The 19583-nt window shown below is 62.9% G+C and carries 17 protein-coding genes; 8 read left to right on the top strand and 9 right to left on the bottom strand.

The features are described from left to right. Nucleotides 1-47 precede the first annotated feature (47 nt). On the bottom strand, nt 48-1418 hold the full coding sequence (gene radA, locus AC07XM_RS00085; protein WP_016489099.1) for a DNA repair protein RadA: 1371 nt from the start codon (nt 1416-1418) through the stop codon (nt 48-50). Between the two features lie 176 nt (nt 1419-1594). Here radA and mscL point away from each other — a divergent pair, with 176 nt between their 5' ends. Further along, complete coding sequence (mscL, locus tag AC07XM_RS00080; RefSeq protein ID WP_016489100.1) at nt 1595-2014, top strand: large-conductance mechanosensitive channel protein MscL; 420 nt, start codon at nt 1595-1597, stop codon at nt 2012-2014. Between the two features lie 33 nt (nt 2015-2047). Here mscL and AC07XM_RS00075 read toward each other — a convergent pair whose 3' ends face one another. Continuing rightward, a complete protein-coding gene (locus AC07XM_RS00075; RefSeq protein WP_024718028.1) occupies nt 2048-2824 on the bottom strand; it encodes a ferredoxin--NADP reductase in 777 nt (258 codons plus the stop codon). Between the two features lie 212 nt (nt 2825-3036). On the opposite strand from AC07XM_RS00075, the gene AC07XM_RS00070 reads away from it, so the two are divergent. Then, the gene (locus AC07XM_RS00070) at nt 3037-3744 is read left to right on the top strand and encodes an autoinducer binding domain-containing protein (protein WP_060517403.1); all 708 of its coding nucleotides are present in this window, start codon (nt 3037-3039) and stop codon (nt 3742-3744) included. Between the two features lie 96 nt (nt 3745-3840). Beyond that, nucleotides 3841-4965 (top strand): methyltransferase, encoded by a 1125-nt coding sequence (locus AC07XM_RS00065; RefSeq protein ID WP_023047385.1) that lies wholly within the window; start codon nt 3841-3843, stop codon nt 4963-4965. Between the two features lie 174 nt (nt 4966-5139). Here the strand turns inward: AC07XM_RS00065 and AC07XM_RS00060 are convergent, their stop codons facing one another. From AC07XM_RS00060 to AC07XM_RS00050, 3 genes are read right to left on the bottom strand one after another with little or no spacing between them, the layout of a single operon-like run. Continuing rightward, nucleotides 5140-5295, bottom strand: a complete 156-nt coding sequence (locus tag AC07XM_RS00060; protein ID WP_016489104.1) for a DUF2474 domain-containing protein — start codon at nt 5293-5295, stop codon at nt 5140-5142. A 9-nt stretch (nt 5296-5304) separates the two neighbouring features. Beyond that, on the bottom strand, nt 5305-6312 hold the full coding sequence (gene cydB, locus AC07XM_RS00055; RefSeq protein ID WP_016489105.1) for a cytochrome d ubiquinol oxidase subunit II: 1008 nt from the start codon (nt 6310-6312) through the stop codon (nt 5305-5307). 3 nt (nt 6313-6315) lie between these two features. Continuing rightward, nucleotides 6316-7752, bottom strand: coding sequence for a cytochrome ubiquinol oxidase subunit I (locus tag AC07XM_RS00050; RefSeq protein ID WP_016489106.1), 1437 nt, complete (start codon nt 7750-7752; stop codon nt 6316-6318). A 356-nt stretch (nt 7753-8108) separates the two neighbouring features. Here AC07XM_RS00050 and AC07XM_RS00045 point away from each other — a divergent pair, with 356 nt between their 5' ends. The 3 genes from AC07XM_RS00045 (at nt 8109) to trmA (ending at nt 11929) form a co-directional block, all read left to right on the top strand. Then, nucleotides 8109-9329, top strand: coding sequence for an MFS transporter (locus tag AC07XM_RS00045; RefSeq protein ID WP_016489107.1), 1221 nt, complete (start codon nt 8109-8111; stop codon nt 9327-9329). Nucleotides 9330-9551: 222 nt separating this feature from the next. After that, nucleotides 9552-10847, top strand: a complete 1296-nt coding sequence (locus tag AC07XM_RS00040) for an NCS2 family permease (protein ID WP_016489108.1) — start codon at nt 9552-9554, stop codon at nt 10845-10847. Next, a complete protein-coding gene (gene trmA / locus AC07XM_RS00035) occupies nt 10844-11929 on the top strand; it encodes a tRNA (uridine(54)-C5)-methyltransferase TrmA (RefSeq protein WP_102689689.1) in 1086 nt (361 codons plus the stop codon). Before AC07XM_RS00040 ends, trmA begins: the two co-directional genes overlap by 4 nt. A 98-nt stretch (nt 11930-12027) precedes the next feature. On the opposite strand, the gene pcaG is transcribed toward trmA, so the two are convergent. Together pcaG and pcaH are read right to left on the bottom strand one after the other, a co-directional pair. Continuing rightward, on the bottom strand, nt 12028-12633 hold the full coding sequence (gene pcaG / locus AC07XM_RS00030; protein ID WP_003251601.1) for a protocatechuate 3,4-dioxygenase subunit alpha: 606 nt from the start codon (nt 12631-12633) through the stop codon (nt 12028-12030). A gap of 10 nt (nt 12634-12643) precedes the next feature. Next, complete coding sequence (pcaH, locus tag AC07XM_RS00025; protein WP_016489110.1) at nt 12644-13363, bottom strand: protocatechuate 3,4-dioxygenase subunit beta; 720 nt, start codon at nt 13361-13363, stop codon at nt 12644-12646. A gap of 201 nt (nt 13364-13564) precedes the next feature. Here pcaH and ypfJ point away from each other — a divergent pair, with 201 nt between their 5' ends. Both ypfJ and AC07XM_RS00015 read left to right on the top strand, forming a co-directional pair. Continuing rightward, nucleotides 13565-14458 (top strand): KPN_02809 family neutral zinc metallopeptidase, encoded by an 894-nt coding sequence (gene ypfJ, locus AC07XM_RS00020; RefSeq protein WP_016489111.1) that lies wholly within the window; start codon nt 13565-13567, stop codon nt 14456-14458. A 173-nt stretch (nt 14459-14631) separates the two neighbouring features. Next, nucleotides 14632-16551 carry a HAMP domain-containing methyl-accepting chemotaxis protein gene (locus AC07XM_RS00015; protein ID WP_060517399.1) on the top strand — a complete coding sequence of 640 codons (1920 nt, stop codon included), beginning with the start codon at nt 14632-14634 and terminating at the stop codon, nt 16549-16551. Between the two features lie 134 nt (nt 16552-16685). Here the strand turns inward: AC07XM_RS00015 and ggt are convergent, their stop codons facing one another. After that, nucleotides 16686-18353, bottom strand: a complete 1668-nt coding sequence (gene ggt, locus AC07XM_RS00010; protein WP_102689688.1) for a gamma-glutamyltransferase — start codon at nt 18351-18353, stop codon at nt 16686-16688. 117 nt (nt 18354-18470) lie between these two features. Further along, the gene (locus tag AC07XM_RS00005) at nt 18471-19367 is read right to left on the bottom strand and encodes a LysR family transcriptional regulator (protein ID WP_016489114.1); all 897 of its coding nucleotides are present in this window, start codon (nt 19365-19367) and stop codon (nt 18471-18473) included. Nucleotides 19368-19583 lie beyond the last annotated feature (216 nt).

Raw genomic sequence — 19583 nt, 5'->3', positions numbered from 1 at the left:
CCTGTGGGAGCTGGCTTGCCGGCGATAGGGCCGGGCCTGACTACGGATTACTCGAACAATGCATCCAGGGCCTGTTCCAGACGGGTGACGGCAATTACCTGCAGCCCCGCCGGCGCCTCTTTCGGCGCATTGCCCTTGGGCACGATCGCCCGCTTGAAGCCATGCTTGGCCGCTTCCTTCAACCGCTCCTGCCCGCTAGGCACCGGCCGCACCTCGCCCGACAGGCCGATCTCGCCAAACACCAGCAGCCCATGGGCCAGTGGCCGGTTACGCAAGCTGGACATCACCGCCGCCAGCAGCGCCAGGTCCGACGCCGTTTCCAGCACCTTGACCCCGCCTACCACATTTAAGAACACGTCCTGATCGTGGGTGGGAATACCGCCGTGGCGGTGCAGCACCGCCAGCAACATGGCCAGGCGGTTCTGGTCCAGGCCCAGGGTTACCCGGCGCGGGTTGGCCAAGTGGCTGTCGTCGACCAGCGCCTGTACCTCGACCAGCATTGGCCGGGTGCCTTCCCAAGTCGCCATCACCACACTGCCCGGTACTTCTTCCTGGGTACGGTTAAGGAAGATCGCCGACGGGTTGGACACCTCTTTCAGGCCCCGGTCGGTCATGCCGAACACGCCCAGTTCGTTGACCGCACCAAAGCGGTTTTTCACCGCTCGCAACAAGCGCAGGCGGCCGTCGGACTCACCTTCGAAATACAGCACGGTATCGACCATGTGCTCCAGTACCCGTGGGCCGGCCAGCGAGCCTTCCTTGGTCACGTGGCCGACCAGGAAGATCGCCGTGCCGCTCTGCTTGGCGTAACGCACCAGTAGCGCCGTGCTCTCGCGCACCTGGGCTACCCCGCCAGGAGCCGACTGCAACTGCTCGGTGAAAATAGTCTGGATCGAGTCGATCACCATTACCCGAGGCTTCTCGACCCGCGCGGTGGCGATAATGGTTTCAATACAGGTTTCGGTCATGACCTTGAGCTTGTCCTGGGGCAAGCCCAGGCGCCGCGAGCGCATGGCCACTTGCTGCTGCGACTCTTCACCCGTGACGTACAGCGCCGGCATGCCCGAGGCAATGTTGCACAAGGTCTGCAGCAGGATGGTCGATTTGCCGATGCCTGGGTCGCCACCAATCAGCACCACCGAGCCATCCACCAGGCCACCGCCCAACACGCGGTCCAGTTCGGTGCTGCTGGTGGTGAAGCGCGGGATTTCCTCAACGCTGACTTCGGCCAGGGTCTTGATCTGCGCTTGCTGGCCGGTCCAGCCGGCGCGGCCGCTGCTGGGCGCAGCCGCACCACCGCTTTCGATCATGGTTTCGACCAGCGTGTTCCAGGCTCCGCATTCGCCACACTGGCCGGCCCATTTGGGGAAGGTCGCGCCGCACTCGGTGCAGCCATACAAGCGCTTGGCCTTGGCCATGGGTGGGGTCTCCTGGAAAAAACCGCCATCATAGCCGAGCAGGACGTGTCTCGAACGCTTCGGGATGCGACAAAACTATTCGTTCTAAGCGCAGTCAGTAGCCCTGAACACAACGCATGAAGCGTTTTAGTGGCTTACACTGCGTTAACCTTACCTTTTGTTACAAGGAACCAAACATGGGCATGATCAGTGAGTTCAAGGCCTTCGCGGTCAAAGGCAATGTCGTCGACATGGCGGTCGGTATCATCATCGGCGCAGCCTTCGGCAAGATCGTCTCGTCCTTCGTCGGCGACGTGGTCATGCCGCCACTGGGCCTGTTGATCGGGGGGGTGGACTTCAGCGACCTGGCCATTACCCTGAAGGCTGCCGACGGTGACATTCCGGCAGTGGTGCTGGCCTATGGCAAGTTCATCCAGACCGTGATCGACTTCCTGATCGTTGCCTTTGCCATCTTCATGGGGGTGAAGGCGATCAACAGGCTCAAGCGCGAAGAAGCCGTGGCACCGACTGCGCCGCCGGTGCCTTCTGCTGAAGAGACGCTGCTGACCGAAATTCGCGATTTGCTCAAGACGCAGAACCAGAATCGGTTGCCTTGAGGTTGCTGGGGCCGCTTTGCGGCCCCAATAGCATTACCAATAGTTTTCTACCGCCACCTGCCCCGGCCGCTTGCTCAGGCTCAGCTGCAAGTCACGCGCCTTCAGCACCTTGCGAGTTTCATCGATCATCTCCGGGTTACCGCACAGCATCACCCGCGAATGCTCGGGCGACAGCTCCAACCCCGCCGCCTGCTCCAGCTCGCCATTCTCGATCAGCGTGGTAATCCGCTGATTCAAAGCCCCGGGGTGCTGCTCACGGGTCACCACCGGAATGAACTGCAGCTTGCCGGCATACTCAGCCAGATAGTCGCGCTGCTCCAGCCCCGCGATTTCATCCACGTAGGCCAGCTCTTTCGCTTCACGCACCGAATACACCAGCTTGATGCTGTCAAAACGCTCCCAGGCTTCGAAGTCCTGCAGGATCGACATGAATGGCGCAATACCGGTGCCGGTCGCCAGCAGCCACAGGTCGCGCCCGCCCACGAAGCGGTCAAGGGTAAGGAAACCGAAGGCCTGGCGGTCGATCAGCAAGGTATCACCCGCCCCCAGCCGGCTCAGCTCACTGGTGAACTCCCCCCCTGGCACCACGATGGAGAAGAAGTCGAGGTGCTCGTCATGGGGTGCGCTGACCATTGAGTAGGCGCGCCAAACCACGCTGCCATCGGCCTTGGTCACACCAAGGCGGGCGAACTGTCCGGAACGGAAGCGGAACCCCGCATCGCGCGTAACCCGCAGGCTGAAGAGGTTCGGCGTGAGCGGCTGAACATCGAGCAGGGTCTGGCGGGTGAACTTTTCGGCGCTAGCGGTCATATCGGGCTCCAGGGTTGACGTGCGCACAGTGTCGCGCAAAGTGGCGCGGATAAAAACCACTGCTTTGTAGGGCCTCACACAACCGGATCGTGCCGAATTTGCAGAAACCCCTAAGCGCTATAACAAAAAATTCCCAACGCCATGGTAGGTCTTTTCCTACAATAAGCCGGGTACCCAAATGGATTGGATCCGACGCACCCGAGGAATTTCTGATGCTTCACTGGAATCCCGAACACCTTCAAGCGTTCGTCAACGAACGCAGCCCACGGAAGCTGTTCGACATCGCGGTACATCTGGCGCAAGACCTGGACATGGAGTACCTCGGGCTGAACATGCGCATCCAGATCGCCACGCAGACACCCAGGGTGTACCTCTACAGCAACTACCCGGCGGAGTGGATCGAGCGCTACCAGCGCGATGAGTTCTACAAACAGGACCCGGCCGCCAGCGTCAGCCACAGTTCGACCATGCCGGTGCTGTGGACCGACGAACTGTATCGTGAGGCCCCGCAGTTTCGCGAAGCGGCCTGCCAGTACGGCTTGCGTCATGGCTGGACGCAATCACTGCACGACCTGCAGCACAATGAAAGCCAGATCAGCGTGGCCAGACCAGCCCAATCAATCGACATCGTGGAGCTGTACGACAAGGCCGGCAGCGTACAGTGGCTGTGCCATACCCTGCATGCCGTACTCGGCGAACACCACCTGAGCGCACTGTGCCCACCGCAACCTAAAATGAGCGAGCGTGAACTGGAAGTACTGAAATGGTCGGCCGCTGGCAAGACCGCAGCCGACGTGGCTTGCATCCTGTCACTGTCGCAGAGCACCGTGAACTTCCATATCCGCAGCGTGATCACCAAGACCAATGCCGCCAACAAGGCCGGCGCCATCGCCATCGCTGCCCTGCGTGGCTGGATCTGACCTTCAGACCTGCGACCTTGGGCAAAGCCCTGTAGAATTGCCCGGCAAAGCCCGGGGCGAACCGCAACGGGCAGTTTCATACCCGAGCCAGACGCCATGCCCCTGTTGACCACCCCCTACGCCGAACTCGACCTGATCCGCCAGCCGGAACAGGCCAACGACCCGCTGCAGGCGTTCGACGCCGCCGACGAGTACCTGCTTGCGCAGTTGCACGCACAGGCACCCGACGCCAACTGCCGGGTACTGGTGCTCAATGACAGCTTCGGTGCCCTGGCCGCCAGCCTGGCGGGCCGGCTGCAGGTGGTCAGCAGCGGCGATTCTCACCTGGCGCACCTTGCCCTGGAAAAGAACCTGGCGCGCAACGGTTTGCCGTTCGACAGCGTGCCCTTCGTACCGGCCAGCGAACACTGGAATGGCACGTTCGACCGGGTGCTGGTGCGCGTGCCCAAGACACTGGCCCTGCTTGAAGAACAACTGATCCGCCTGCAGGGCCACCTGGCGCCAGGCGCGCAGGTGATTGCCGGGGCGATGATCAAGCACTTGCCACACGCAGCCGGCGACCTGATGGAAAAGTACATCGGCCCGGTGCAAGCCTCGCTGGCGCAGAAAAAGGCTCGCCTGCTGACCGCGACGCTGGCCGAACGGCCGGCCGCAAGCTCGCCCTACCCGAGCCGCTACCGCCTCGACGCGCCTGCGCTGGAGCTGGTCAACCACGCCAACGTGTTCTGCCGTGAAGGCCTGGATATCGGCACCCGGGCATTCCTGCCACACCTCCCACGCGACTTGGGCAACGCACGGGTGGCGGACCTTGGCTGCGGCAATGGCGTGCTGGCAATTGCCAGCGCACTGACCAACCCCGATGCCCAGTACACGCTAGTCGACGAATCGTACATGGCGGTGCAATCGGCGCAGGAAAACTGGCAAGCCGCGTTGGGCGAGCGCCCGGCGACTTTCATTGCAGCCGATGGGTTGGCAGGGGTGGAGAAGCAGTCGCTCGATGTAGTGCTGTGCAACCCGCCGTTCCACCAGCAGCAGGTGGTGGGCGATTTCCTTGCCTGGCGCATGTTCCAGCAGGCGCGCGAAGCGCTGGTGGTGGGTGGGGCGTTGTATATCGTGGGTAACCGCCACCTGGGCTATCACAGCAAGCTGGCGCGGTTGTTCCGAGGGGTGGAGCAGGTGGCGGCGACGCCCAAGTTCGTCATCCTGAAAGCCCGCAAGTAAGCCCCTGCGGGCATCCTGTGGGAGGTTGCCCAGTCCTTGGGCTGCGCTGTCACGCAGAGAACACCGGTCATTGTGGGCGTGGGCTTGTCCCGCGAAGGGGGCCGCGCGGTGCATGGCACCGGCTTTGCCGGTGTTCGCGGGGCAAGCCCGCTCCCACAGATGTCCCCGTTGTTCTCAATGGGTGGTCAATCCTGCTGCTCCCATGAAAAGCCGCATCACCCACGCTGCCACCCCCAGGGCCGCAACGCTCATTGCCCAGATCAGCACCAGCCAACCCAGTCGCTGCCACAGCGGTTTCTTCTCTTCCAGGCCATGTTTGCCGGTCATCATGCGGCCCTCCTAGTGATAGCCGTCTTCATGGGTCACCTTGCCGCGGAACACGTAGTAGCTCCAGAAGGTGTACATGAGGATGAACGGCAGGATAAACAGCGTGCCCACCAGCATGAAGCCCTGGCTTTGCGGTGGCGCTGCAGCATCCCAGATCGAAATCGACGGCGGGATGATGTTCGGCCACAGGCTGATACCCAGCCCGCTGTAGCCGAGGAAGATCAGCACCAGGGTGAGCAGGAACGGCGTGTAGTGCGCATTGCGCGCCACCGCCTTGAGCAGCCCGTAGAACGTCACCAGTACCAGCAGCGGCACCGGCATGAACCAGATCAGGTTAGGCATGCTGAACCAGCGGTCGGCGATCTGTGGATAAGCGATGGGTGTCCACAGGCTGACGATACCGATCACTACCAGCAATACCAGCGCCAGCGGCCGTGCAAGATCGTGCATCTTCTGTTGCAGCGACCCTTCGGTCTTCATGATCAGCCAGGTGCACCCTAACAGGGTGTAGGCAACGATCAGCCCCACGCCACAGAACAGGCTGAACGGGGTGAGCCAGTCGAGGGTACCACCGGCAAAATGCCGGTCGACCACTTTGAAGCCTTCGAGGAAGGCGCCCAGGGCCACGCCCTGGAAGAAGGTGGCGACCAGTGATCCCCAGATGAACGCCTTGTCCCAGATATGCCGCTTGTCGGACGTGGCCTTGAAGCGGAACTCGAAGGCAACACCGCGGAAGATCAAGCCAATCAGCATCAGGATCAGTGGCAGGTACAATGCTTCGAGTATCACTGCATAGGCCATCGGGAACGCCCCGAACAGCCCGGCACCGCCCAGGACCAGCCAGGTTTCGTTGCCGTCCCATACCGGGGCGACGGTGTTCATCATCACATCACGGTCCTGCTCGCCCTTGACGAAGGGGAAAAGCATGCCGATCCCCAGGTCGAAACCGTCCATCACCACGTACATCATGACGCCGAAGATGATGATTACGGCCCAGATCAGCGGAAGGTCGATACCCATGGCTCAGTCCTCCTTGCTCAGGCTGGCAGTCTTGGCCTCATGGCCATCATCGGCGGCAGACAGCGGCCGCGCGGGCGTGCGCTTCTGGCCAGGTCCGCCCGGTGTAGGCGCGTCGCCTTCTCCAGTCTGCGGGCCCTTGCGCACCAGGCGCATCATGTAGCCAAGCCCAGTGCCGAACAGGGCGAAATACACCACCACAAAGGCCACCAACGTGAAACCAAGCTGGGCGTAGCTGTGATTCGACACACCGTCCGCCGTACGCATCAGGCCATACACCACCCACGGTTGGCGGCCGATCTCGGTGGTGAACCAGCCGGCGAGCAATGCGATCAGCCCGGAGGGCCCCATCCATAGCGCCATATACAGGAACGGGCGGGAGGTATAGAGCGTGCCGCGCTTGCGTAGCCACAGGCTCCACAGGCCAACGAAGATCATCAGGAAGCCGAGCCCGACCATGATCCGGAACGACCAGAAGACGATGGTGGAGTTGGGCCGGTCCTCGGGTGGAAACTCCTTCATCGCCGGCACCTGCTTGTCCAGGCTGTGGGTCAGGATCAGGCTGCCGAGCGCCGGGATCTCCACCTTGAAGCGCGTGGTCTCGGCCTTCATGTCGGGGATACCGAACAGGATCAACGGGGTCGGCTCGCCAGGTACATTCTCCCAATGCCCTTCGATCGCCGCGATTTTCACCGGCTGATGCTTGAGCGTATTAAGGCCGTGGAAGTCGCCGATCACCGCCTGGACCGGAGCCACGATCAACGCCATCCACATGGCCATCGACAGCATTTTGCGCACAGCCGGGTTGTCACGCCCACGCAGCAGGTGCCAGGCCGCCGAGGCGCCGACGAAAAAGGCTGTGGAAACGAACGCGGCCGTGGCCATGTGCATCAGTCGGTAGGGGAACGATGGGTTGAACACCACTGCAAACCAGTCCACCGGCACCACCCGGCCATCGATGATCTCGTGGCCTTGGGGGGTTTGCATCCAGCTGTTGGACGCGAGGATCCAGAACGTGGAGACCAGCGTGCCGAGCGCCACCATGCACGTGGAGAAAAAATGCAGGCCGCGGCCCACACGGTTCCAGCCAAACAGCATGACGCCAAGGAAACCCGCCTCGAGGAAGAAGGCGGTCAGTACTTCATAGGTCAGCAGCGGTCCGGTCACGGCGCCGGCAAACTCGGAGAAACGGCTCCAGTTGGTGCCGAACTGGTAGGCCATGACCAGGCCAGAGACGACGCCCATGCCGAAGTTGACGGCGAAGATCTTCGACCAGAAGTGATAGAGGTCGCGGTAGACCTGCTGGTGGGTGCGCAGCCATAGCCCTTCGAGGACTGCCAGGTAGCTGGCCAGGCCAATGGTGATGGCCGGGAACAGGATGTGGAACGACACGGTAAAGGCAAACTGCATTCGGGCGAGCTCTAAGGCCTCTATTCCGAACATGGTGCTTCCTCTTCAGATAATCCGGCGTCCGGGCTTGTGGCCCCGTCGCCCACTGCCCCCACGGTAGTCGAGTGCGGCGCGTTGGAATTGTTCTGTTCGATCGTGGGGATTCCGGCCCGCAGGCCAATTCGTTCGTCGGTTGTTGCAAAAGCAACGGTTGACCCAGATCAACGAATGCCTAGAAGCATAGTCCCGAATAGGCCGGCGAGCCGTGTGGTTGTTTGTCGCGTGACCCGTTGCCCCACCCTCTTTCATACAGCGTGAAAAAGTGCCGATCCGGGCAAACAGTAACCACTTGTTACAAACAGGTGATACGCTGCGCACCCCCTCTACTGCGCCGAGGCCCTTGGTTTCCGATGTCCGATTCCGCACCGCAGTTGTTGCGTCACCACCGTCCCTTCCTGGCCTTCTGGCTGGCCCGTGTATTCACCGCCAGCGGCTTTCAGATGCTCACCGTGGCCATTGGTTGGCACCTCTACCAGTTGACCGGCAATGTGCTGGACCTGGGGCTGGTCGGCCTGGTCGAGTTCGCCCCGCGTGTGCTGTTCATGCTGCACACCGGGCATGTGGCTGACCGCTATGACCGGCGCAAGGTCGCTGCCCTGTGCCAGAGCCTGCAGGGGCTGATTGCCCTGGCACTGGCCGTAGGCAGCGCCACCGACAACGTCACCCGCGAGTTGATCTTCGCCCTCGCCTTCCTGCTCGGCGCCACGCGCTCGTTCGAAATGCCGGCAACCCAGGCGCTGTTACCCAACGTGGTGCCGCCCGGCCTGTTCCCTCGGGCAGTGGCAGCGTCGGCGTCGGCGACCCAGTCGGCAACCATCGTGGCGCCGGCGGTGGGCGGCTTCCTGTATGCCTTTGGCAGCCTCTGGGTGTATGGCCCCACCGTGGCCCTGTACGCCATCGCCTGCGTGCTCACCCTGAGCCTACAGGCACGCGGCCAGGTCGTGCAGCGCGGGCGCGCCAGCATCGAATCACTGCTGGCCGGCATCCGCTTCATCCGCAGCCGGCCCGATATTCTCGGGGCCATTTCGCTGGACCTGTTCGCTGTATTGCTGGGTGGGGCCACCGCGCTGCTGCCGGTGTTTGCCAAGGACATCCTGCTGACCGGCCCGCTGGGCCTGGGCCTGCTGCGCTCGGCACCGGCGGTGGGGGCGTTGTGCATGTCGCTGTGGCTGGCACGCTTCCCGTTCGAGCGCAACGTCGGGCGGACCATGTTTACCGCTGTCGGCGTGTTCGGCGTGGCCACCATCGCCTTCGGCCTGTCGACCTCGTTCTGGTTCTCGCTGGCGGTGCTGGTGGTGCTAGGCGCGGCGGACATGATCAGCATGGTCATTCGCAGTTCGTTCGTGCAGCTGGAGACACCGGATGAAATGCGTGGCCGGGTAAGCGCGGTGAACGGGTTGTTCATTGGTGCCTCGAACCAGCTCGGCGAGTTCGAATCCGGGGTGACGGCGCACTGGTTTGGCACAGTGCCGGCAGTGGTGATGGGCGGGGTGGGCACGCTGGTGGTGACCGGGGTGTGGATTAAAATGTTCCCGACACTGGCCAAGCGGGACCGGTTGCATAACGGTTGATCAGTTGCCTGTGCCGGCCTCTTCGCGGGACAAGCCCGCTCCCACAGGGCCGGTACCGGCTATGGAAACCCATTCCCCAACGGCCATAGGCCCCCGCCAAGCATGCTGGTATGATGCGCGGCTTTTTTCCTCCCCACACAAAACCACGGCAACCGGTACGGTCTGTGCTTTGCTGATGGGGTCGATACATTCATGGCGCCGGGGGCGCCTTGGGGAGCGGGCATGCTGGAAAGGCTGTTTCAACTAAAAGCACACAACACCAACGTGCGCACCGAGATTCTCGCGGGCGTCACCACCTTCCTGGCGATGGCCTACATCCTGTTCGTCAACCCGAGCATCCTCGGCGAGACCGGCATGGACAAGGGCGCGATCTTCGTCGCCACCTGCCTGGCAGCGGCCATCGGCTCCACCACCATGGGCCTGATTGCCAACTACCCGATCGCCCTGGCGCCGGGCATGGGCCTGAACGCGTTCTTCACCTACACCGTGGTGCTGCACATGGGCCACACCTGGCAAGTCGCGCTGGGCGCGGTGTTCCTGTCGGCGGTGATGTTCTTCCTGCTGTCGATCTTCCGCATCCGCGAGTGGATCGTTAACAGCATCCCGCTGCCGCTGCGCTCGGCCATCGCTGCTGGTATTGGTTTGTTCCTGGCGCTGATCGCCTTGCATAACGCGGGCATCGTCGTCGATAACCCAGCCACCTTGGTGGGCATGGGCGACCTCAAGCAGCCCTCGGTGATTCTCGCCACGCTGGGCTTCTTCCTGATCGTCGGCCTTGAGTCGCTGAAGGTGCGCGGCGCGGTGTTGATCGGCATCCTGGCCGTCACCGTCGCGTCGATCGCAATGGGTGTGACGCCGTTCGGCGGGGTCGTGTCGATGCCCCCTTCGCTGGCACCCACCTTCCTGCAGCTGGACATCGCCGGTGCCCTCGATGTGGGCCTGATCAGCGTGATCTTCGCGTTCCTGTTCGTTGACCTGTTCGACAACTCCGGCACCCTGATCGCCGTGGCCAAGCGCGCCGGCCTGATGGGCAAGGACGGCCACATGCCGAAGATGGGCCGCGCCCTGATCGCCGACAGCACCGCCGCCATGGCCGGTTCCCTGCTGGGGACCTCGACCACCACCAGCTATATCGAGTCCGCTGCGGGCGTGAGCGCCGGTGGCCGCACCGGCCTGACCGCCATCGTGGTTGCCGTGCTGTTCCTGCTGGCGTTGTTCTTCGCTCCGCTGGCCGGTAGCGTGCCGGCGTTCGCCACCGCACCGGCGCTGCTGTTCGTCGCGGTGCTGATGGCCTCGGGCCTGGCAGAAATAAACTGGGACGACGTCACCGAAGCCGCGCCGGTGGTAGTGACCGCCCTGGCCATGCCGCTGACCTACTCGATCGCCAACGGTATCGCCTTCGGCTTCATCTCCTGGACCGCCGTCAAGCTGATCTCCGGCCGCCACCGCGACCTGAACCCGGCCTTGGTGATCCTTTCCATCCTGTTCGTCATCAAGCTGGGCTGGTTCAACGCATGAGTGCTGCTTTCGACTCCTCCTCCTACGCCACCCAGCTGGACGCCAAGGTGGCCCGGCTACGCGAGCTGCTAGCGCCCTTCGGTGCGCCGGAACCCGCAGTTTTCGACTCGCCGCGCGAGCACTACCGCCTGCGCGCCGAGTTCCGCCTGTGGCGCGAGGACGGCCAGCGCCACTACGCCATGTTCGCCCCGGGCGACAAGCACAAGGCGATTCTGATCGACGATTTCCCCATTGCCAGCGAGCGCATCAATGCACTGATGCCGCGCCTGAAGGCGGCCTGGCAAGCCAGTGAGGAACTGGGCAATCGCCTGTTCCAGGTGGAGTTCCTCACCACCCTGGCCGGCGATGCGATGATCACGATGTGTTACCACCGCCCGCTGGACGAGGCCTGGGAAGCGCAAGCGCGGCAACTGGCCGAAGCGCTGGGTGTGAGCGTGATTGGCCGCTCCAAGGGCAAGCGCCTGGTGATCGGCCGCGACTACGCGGTGGAAAAACTCGACGTGGCCGGCCGTGTGTTCAGCTATCGCCAGCCGGAAGGTGCGTTCACCCAGCCCAACGGCGCGGTGAACCAGAAAATGCTGAGCTGGGCCTACGAGGCCATTGGCGAGCGCCAGGACGATTTGCTGGAACTGTACTGCGGCAACGGCAACTTCACCCTGCCACTGGCCACCCGCGTGCGTCAGGTCCTGGCGACCGAAATCAGCAAGACCTCGGTCAATGCTGCGCTCAGCAACCTCGAAGAGAACGCTGTGGATAACGTGCGACTGGTGCGTTTGTCGGCAGAAGAGCTGACCCAGGCGCTGAATGAGGTGCGGCCGTTCCGTCGTCTGGAAGGCATCGACCTGAAGAGCTACGCGTTCGGTACGGTGTTCGTCGACCCGCCGCGGGCAGGGATGGACCCGGACACCTGCGAGCTGACCCGGCGTTTCGAGCGGATTCTGTACATCTCGTGCAACCCGGAAACCCTGGCGGCGAACATCGCCCAGTTGCAGGACACCCATCGCATCGAGCGCTGTGCGCTGTTTGACCAGTTCCCCTATACCCACCACATGGAGAGTGGGGTGTTGCTGGTTCGGCGTTAAAGCATTCGCGGGGCAAGCCCGCCCCCACAGGACAGTGCAGTACCTGTGGGAGCGGGTTTGCCCCGCGAATGGGCCGCAAAGCGGCCCCGGGCTTCAACTCAGAAGTCGAAGAAGACGGTCTCGCCTTCCCCCTGAATACGGATATCGAAACGATACGCCGTTTTCCCATCCACTTCGCAACGCTTGGCAATCAAGGTTTCACGCCGCTGCGGCTGCTCGATCAGGTTGAGCACCGGGCACTTGGCGTTGGCTTGTGCTTCATCATCGAAGTACAGGCGCGTGTGCAGGTGGATGTTGATGCCACGGGCAAACAGGCTGATGTTGATGTGCGGCGCCATCGGCACGCCAGCAGCATTGTTCACCACACCCGGCTTGACCGTGTGCAGCGTCCACTCGCCAGCATCGAAGGTGGTGGCGGTGCGGCCGAAGCTGTTGAAGGCGTTCTCCAGGTTGTAGGCATCCTGATACTCGCCATTGGCGTCGGCCTGCCACACTTCCAGGAACGAGTCGCGTACCAGGTGGCCGTTACCGTCATACACCTGGCCGAGCAGCAGAATGTGCTCGCCTGGCGCGTCCGGCTTGGCCAGGCGGTTCCAGATTTCCTGATCGCGGGTCGGGTTGCCGGCCGCTTCCAGGGCCAGGCCGATGTGCACGTAGGGGCCGGCGGTCTGCGAAGGGGTTTCCGGCAGCAGTTCGATTGGCATGGCGGGTTCCTCAGCAGTTTTCGAAGTGGGTCTTGCGCTGGCCGCGCAGCACGATGTCAAAGCGGTAGGCCAGGCAGTCCATCGGGTTGGCGTTGCTCATGTCGAGCTTGGCGATCAACTGCTGTACAGCTTCAGGGTTGGCGATCGACTTGACGATCGGGCACATCGGGATCAGCGGGTCACCCTCGAAATACAACTGGGTGATCAGCTTGGTCGCAATCGACGGGCCGCTGATGCCGAAGTGGATGTGCGCCGGGCGCCAGTCGTTCGGGCCGTTGCGCCATGGGTACGGGCCCGGCTTGATGGTGCGGAAGCTGTAGTAGCCGTCGCTGTCGGTCAGGCAACGGCCGACACCACCAAAGTTCGGGTCCAGCGGTGCCAGGTAACGGTCGTTCTTGTGCCGGTAGCGGCCACCGGCGTTGGCTTGCCACATCTCCACCAGGGTGTTCGGCACAGGCTTGCCGTACTGGTCGACGACGCGGCCGGCCACGATGATGCGCTCGCCGATTGGCAGGCCACCGTTGTTGAAGTTCAGCAGCAGGTCATGGTCGTGGGCGCCGAAGCCCAGGTGGGAAAAGTTCGGACCAGTGGTTTCGCTGATCGACTGTGGAATGCTGACCAGTGCCTGGCGCGGCGAGCGGGCAATGGACGTTTTGTAGTCAGGCGTAAGGGCTTTGGGGTGCCAGTTGCGATCACGGATCACGAAGCGGCTGTTGTCCTGGGCGGGCATGCCGGTTTCCTCTCTTGGAATTATGTGAACGCCTGGGCGTGGCAGGCGGACTTACAGTTTCCGGCAGGTCGCGGCCATTGAATATTGAAATCGACCACTAGTTCCATAACCAAATGGTTATGGATGAACACTTTGGCCTGACACCTGACGCTGCCGTGAACTAATCTTTGTCTTCTTGTTTCACGGCTCGGGAGAGCACACATGGAATGGCGAAAAGGCCGACGCAGCGACAACGTGGTCGATGCCCGGGGCGAAGGTGGCGGTGGCGGCGGCATGCGCTTCGGCGGCGGCAAGGGGCTGGGGCTCGGCGCAATTCTGCTGATCGTCGGCATCGGCTGGCTCACGGGGCAGGACCCGTTGCAGATTCTTGGCCAGCTCACCGGCCAGATGGCGCAGCAGCAACAGCAGACAGCGCCCAGTGGTGCGGGCGGCAAGGCGCCACCGGCCAACGACCAGCAGGCCGAGTTCGTTGCCTCGGTCCTGGGCGACACCGAAGACACCTGGAAAGCGCTGTTTGCCGAAGCCGGCAAGCAATACCGTGACCCCAAGCTGGTGCTGTTCAGTGGCCAGGTCAATTCGGCCTGCGGCTTTGCCTCGGCGGCCGTGGGGCCCTTTTACTGCCCGGCAGACCAGCGGGTTTATCTGGACATGTCGTTCTTCCGTGAAATGGAAACCCGCTTCGCTGCGGCCGGCGACTTCGCCCAAGCCTACGTGATTGCCCACGAAATCGGCCACCATGTGCAGACCCTGCTGGGCGTTTCGGCCAAGGTCGACGCCGCCCGCCGCAACGGCCAGCGCATGGAGGGCGACAACGGGCTGCTGGTACGCCAGGAGCTGCAAGCCGACTGCCTGGCCGGCGTATGGGCCTACCAGGCGCAAAAACGCCTGAACTGGCTGGAGCCGGGCGACGTCGAGGAAGCGCTGAACGCGGCCAACGCCATTGGCGATGACCGCCTGCAACAGCAAGGCCGCGGCCGCGTGGTACCGGACTCCTTCACCCATGGCACCTCGGCGCAGCGAGTGCGCTGGTTCAAGGCCGGGTTTGCGCAAGGTGAGGTGAACAGCTGCGATACCTTCAGCGCGCGCAGCCTCTGAAACTGCCGGGGCTGCATAGCGGCCCCTGGTTATCCAGTTACAAATCTGCTGAAAAAGCGTTTCAGCTTCCCGGATCATTGCCGATAACCCCTGCACGAGTCAGCGGGCACCCAGAACAACAACGCCTTGCGATCGAAGATCAAGAGAGCGAAAACTACTTCTGGAGTGCGTGCATGAACAGCTGGTTCGCCAACATCAGCGTCAACCTAAAACTTGGCCTGGGCTTCGGCCTGGTGCTGATCCTCACTGGCCTGCTGGCCCTGACTGGCTGGACCAGCCTGGGCAGCCTCATCGACCGCAGCAACTGGATGGGTGACATCGGCCAGCTCAACAAAGACCTGACCGACCTGCGTATTGCGCGTCTGCAGTACATGATCGCCAACGGCGACGATGCCGCCGCCGCCAACACCCAGACCAAGCTGGATGCCTTCAGCAAGCAGCAGGCCTACCTGGCCAGCACCTTCAACAGCCCGGACAACGTCAAACTGCTGAATGAGCTGGGCGCAACCATCAGCGCCTACAAGGTGTCGCTCAACAAGATGCGCCAAGGCTACGACGCCACCCGCGCAGCCCGCGTCTCCATGGACAGCTCGGCCACCCGCGCCGATCAGGCGATGGACGCCCTCAGCCAGGAAGTCATGGCGCGCCCAGAGGCCGACAGCGTACGCCTGGCCCAGTACCTGTTGATCAGCAAGGCCCGCCAGCAACTGCTGCAGGTGCGCATCGACGTGCGCGGCTACATTGCCGACAACAGCGCTGCCAACGAGCAGGCCGCCCTGCGCCAGCTGGATGCAGCGCTAGCCGATATCGACAACCTCAAGCGCCAGCTGCCCACCGAAGACGCCCGCCTGCAACAGTTCGAAAGCGCGGTACTGGCCTACCGTGACGCCGTGCGCCAGTTCCGCGACGCGGTCGCCAACATCACCACCTCACGCGCCGAAATGACCGTGCAGGGCGCCGATATCGTCAAGCGCAGCGATGCGCTGTACCAGATCCAGCTGGAACGCCGCGACATCGAGAGCACCCAGGCCCGTAGCCTGCAGGCCATCGCTACCCTGCTGGCACTGCTGGTCGGCATCCTGGCAGCGGTACTGATCACCCGCCAGATCACCGGCCCACTGCGTGAAACCCTGGTAGCGGTGGAAAAGATCGCCAGCGGCGACCTCACCCACCACGCGCGCATCACCCGCCGCGACGAATTGGGCGTGCTTCAGCAAGGCATCGCGCGCATGGGCACCACCCTGCGCGAGCTGATCAGCGGCATCCGTGATGGCGTCACCCAGATCGCCAGCGCCGCCGAAGAGCTGTCGGCGGTCACCGAGCAGACCAGTGCCGGCGCCAACAGCCAGAAGGTCGAAACCGACCAGGTGGCCACTGCCATGCACGAAATGGCCGCGACCGTTCAGGAAGTGGCGCGCAACGCCGAGCAGGCCTCGCATGCCGCCACCGGTGCCGACGACGAAGCCCGCGCCGGCGACCGCGTGGTCGGCGAAGCGATTGGCCAGATCGAGCGCTTGGCGGAGGACATGCACCGTTCCACCGAAGCCATGAACCTGCTGCAGCAGGAAAGCCAGAAGATCGGTAGCGTCATGGACGTGATCAAGTCGGTGGCCGAACAGACCAACCTGCTGGCGCTCAATGCGGCGATCGAGGCGGCACGGGCTGGCGAGGCCGGGCGTGGTTTTGCCGTGGTCGCCGACGAAGTGCGCGGCTTGGCCCAGCGCACGCAAAAGTCCACCGAAGAGATCGAAGAGCTGATTGCCAGCCTGCAGCATGGCACCCAGCAAGTGGCGAACGCCATGCAGGGCAGCCGTAGCTTGACCGACAGCAGCGTCGAGCTGGCGCGCAAGGCCGGAGCCTCGCTGGAGAACATCACCAGTACGGTGTCGGGCATCCAGTCGATGAACCAGCAGATTGCGGCGGCGGCGGAGCAGCAGAGTGCGGTGGCTGAAGAGATCAGCCGCAGCATCCTGAATGTGCGTGATGTGTCCGAGCAGACGGCGGCGGCCAGTGACGAGACGGCAGCGTCGAGTGTGGAGCTGGCGCGGTTGGGTGGGCAGTTGCAAATGCTGGTCAGCCAGTTCCGCGTCTGACCTGGGTAACCCGGGGCCGCTTTGCGGCCCTATCGCCGGCAAGCCAGCTCCCACAGGGACCGCACAGGCCTCGTGGGCATCGGCATCCCTGTGGGAGCTGGCTTGCCGGCGATAGGGCCGGTACAGGTGTCCGCTTACTTGACGATCATCCCCACCCCACGCCCACGCGGATCGGAAGCGGTCTCAAGCTTCGCTCCATCCACCCGGATCGCCTGGATATCGCCCATCTCCCAGCCTTGGTCCTCAAGCACGTAGCCCATCTTTTTCAGCTCATCCGCCACCGGCCCGGTCAGGGGTGCATAGCTGTCAAAGTAGATAGTGTCCTTGGGCAGCAACTGATGGTGCACGCGCTGTGCCGCCACCGCCTTGTCCAGCGGCATACCGTAGTCGTACAGGTTGTTCATCACCTGAAAGATCGAGGTGAAGATCCGCGAACCGCCTGGGGTACCGATGACCAGCTCGACCTTGCCATCACGGGTCATAAGGCTGGGGCTCATCGAGGACAGCATGCGCTTGCCCGGTTCGATTGCGTTGGCATCGCCACCGACTACGCCAAAGGCATTCGCAGCGCCTGGCTTGGCGCTGAAGTCGTCCATCTCATCGTTGAGCAGGAAGCCTGCGCCCTTCACCACCACGCCACTGCCGTAGTCAAGGTTGAGGGTGTAGGTGTTGCTGACCGCATTGCCCTGCTTGTCCACGATCGAGAAATGCGTGGTCTGATGCGGCTCAAGGCCCGGTTTGACCTTGTCGGTGTCGGAAATGGCCTTGGGGTTGACCTGCGCGGCGCGCTTGGCCAGGTAGTCCTTGGCCACCAATTGGTCCACCGGCACCTTGGTAAAGGCCGGGTCGCCCAGGTAGTCGGCACGGTCAGCGAAAACGCGCTTCTCGATTTCGGCCAACAGGTGAATGTACTGCGTCGAGTTGTGCGCTACGCCCTTGAAGTCCGCCGCGCGGTCTTCCTTGATGCCCAACAGCTGGGCCAGGGCGACACCGCCAGAACTTGGCGGTGGTGCGGTATAGACCACATTGCCACGCCAGCTCACCGCCATCGGCTCACGCCATACGGCTTTGTAATCCTTCAAGTCATCCTTTGTGATCAGGCCCTTGTCAGCCTGCATCTGTGCCACCAGCAGGTCGGCGGTCTTGCCCTGGTAGAACTCGCTCACGCCCTTGTCGGCGATGCGTTCCAAGGTCTGAGCCATTTCTGGCTGCTTGAACAACTCGCCGACCTTCATGTTGCCAAAGTAGTCATTGAAGTTGGTCGCAGTCTTGAACATGCCCTGGGCATCGTTGCGGTACTGGTACTGTTTTTCAGCCACCTTGAAACCGTTTTTCGCATAGCCGATGGCCGGGGTCAGCAGCTCGCTCCAGGGCAGCTTGCCGAACTTCTGGTGCGCCTCCCACAGGCCCATCACCGTGCCTGGCACACCCGCAGCGCGAACCCCGACCAGGCTCAGGTTTTCGATGACCTCACCCTTGTCGTCCAGGTACATGTTGCGTGTAGCGGCCTTTGGCGCGACTTCGCGGTAGTCGAGGAAGTACGGCTTGCCGTCGACGAACAGGGTCATGAACCCACCACCGCCAATGTTACCGGCCTCCGGATAAGTCACCGCCAGGGTGAAGGCAGTGGCCACTGCGGCATCTACCGCGTTACCGCCCTTTTTCAGAATATCGGCGGCCACCTGTGCACCATATTGATCGGGTGCAGCCACCGCGCCGCCCTCCAGCGTGGCGGCATAAACCGAGGAACAGCTCAGGATCGCGGCTGCGAGAGCCAGGTACTGGAACGGGACAATACGCATGACACTTCCTTGGTGTTGTTTTTGTTGAGCACTCAGTAAGACCCAAGCGTTTCGACTGTGCAATCAACCGTAGGAAATTTCGCCGCCTGTGGACAGGATCTGTCGCGTTCAGGCAACTCAGCAGGCGTACATCGCCAGCTTGCGCTGGATGAAATCGAGGAAGCACTGGATACGCAGCGCCAGCTGGGTGTTGCGGTAGTACACCGCGTGGATCGGCTGGCGGTAGCCATTGTTGGCCTCGCTCAGCAGCACCTGCAGGCGCCCGGTGCGGATGTCCTCGTGGGTCATGAAGTGCGACAGGCTGACGATGCCCTCGCCGGCCAACGCCAGCTGGCGCAGGGTTTCACCGCTGGAGGCGATCAGCGCCGGGCGGATGCTGAAGCGGTCACCCTGAGCGTGGCGCAGCGGCCAATGGTTGAGCGATTCGGGCTGGCTGAAACCGAGCAGGCAGTGGCTGGCAAGGTCTTCGACCCGCTGCGGCGTGCCGTGCTGCTCAAGGTAGGCCGGGCTGGCCAGCACCTGTACCGGGCTGCACCCCAGGTTGCGTGCGTGCAGGCTGGAATCGGCCAACTCGCCAATGCGGATCGCCACATCGGTGCTTTGCTCCAGCAGGTCGATGATCAGATCATCGGTGTTCAGTTCAAGCTCGATGCCGGGGTACTGGCGACGAAACTCGCCGATCCACGGCAGGATGGCATGCAGCATGAACGGCGCAGCGGCGTTGATACGCAAGCGCCCGCTGGGTGTCTGGCGGTTCATCGACAGACGCTCTTCCATCTCGTTCATCTGCTCCAGAACCTGCCGCGAGCGCTCAAGGAAGTAACGGCCCTCTTCCGTGAGGTCCATGCGCCGGGTGGTGCGGTTGACCAAGGTGGTACCCAGCTTGCCCTCCAGGCGCGACAAGGTGCGGCTGACGGCGGATGGGGTCTGGCCCATCTGCTCGGCGGCAGCAGAAATCGAGCCGCAGTCGATGACGGCGACGAATACCTGGAGTTCTTCGGATCGGGTTTTCACATCTGGGCCTGTGGTTGGTCTGCGCAAGGATTAGATAGCCGCTTGTCGAGGCCACGTCCAGCAGCGCCTTTACCGGCCTCTTCGCGGGGCAAGCCCGCTCCCACAGGTTTTGCACAACTATCAGGAACTGTGGAGAACTTGTGGGAGCAACTGTCTTCTTGTGGAAGCTGGCCTTGCCGGCGATGGGGCGAGTAGCGCCCCAAGCCCGGCTCTGCC

Source organism: Pseudomonas sp. GW460-LB5 (assembly GCF_059423245.1).
The sequence above is the reverse complement of the archived record's forward strand: the minus strand, read 5'-3'. Positions and strand labels throughout refer to the sequence as shown.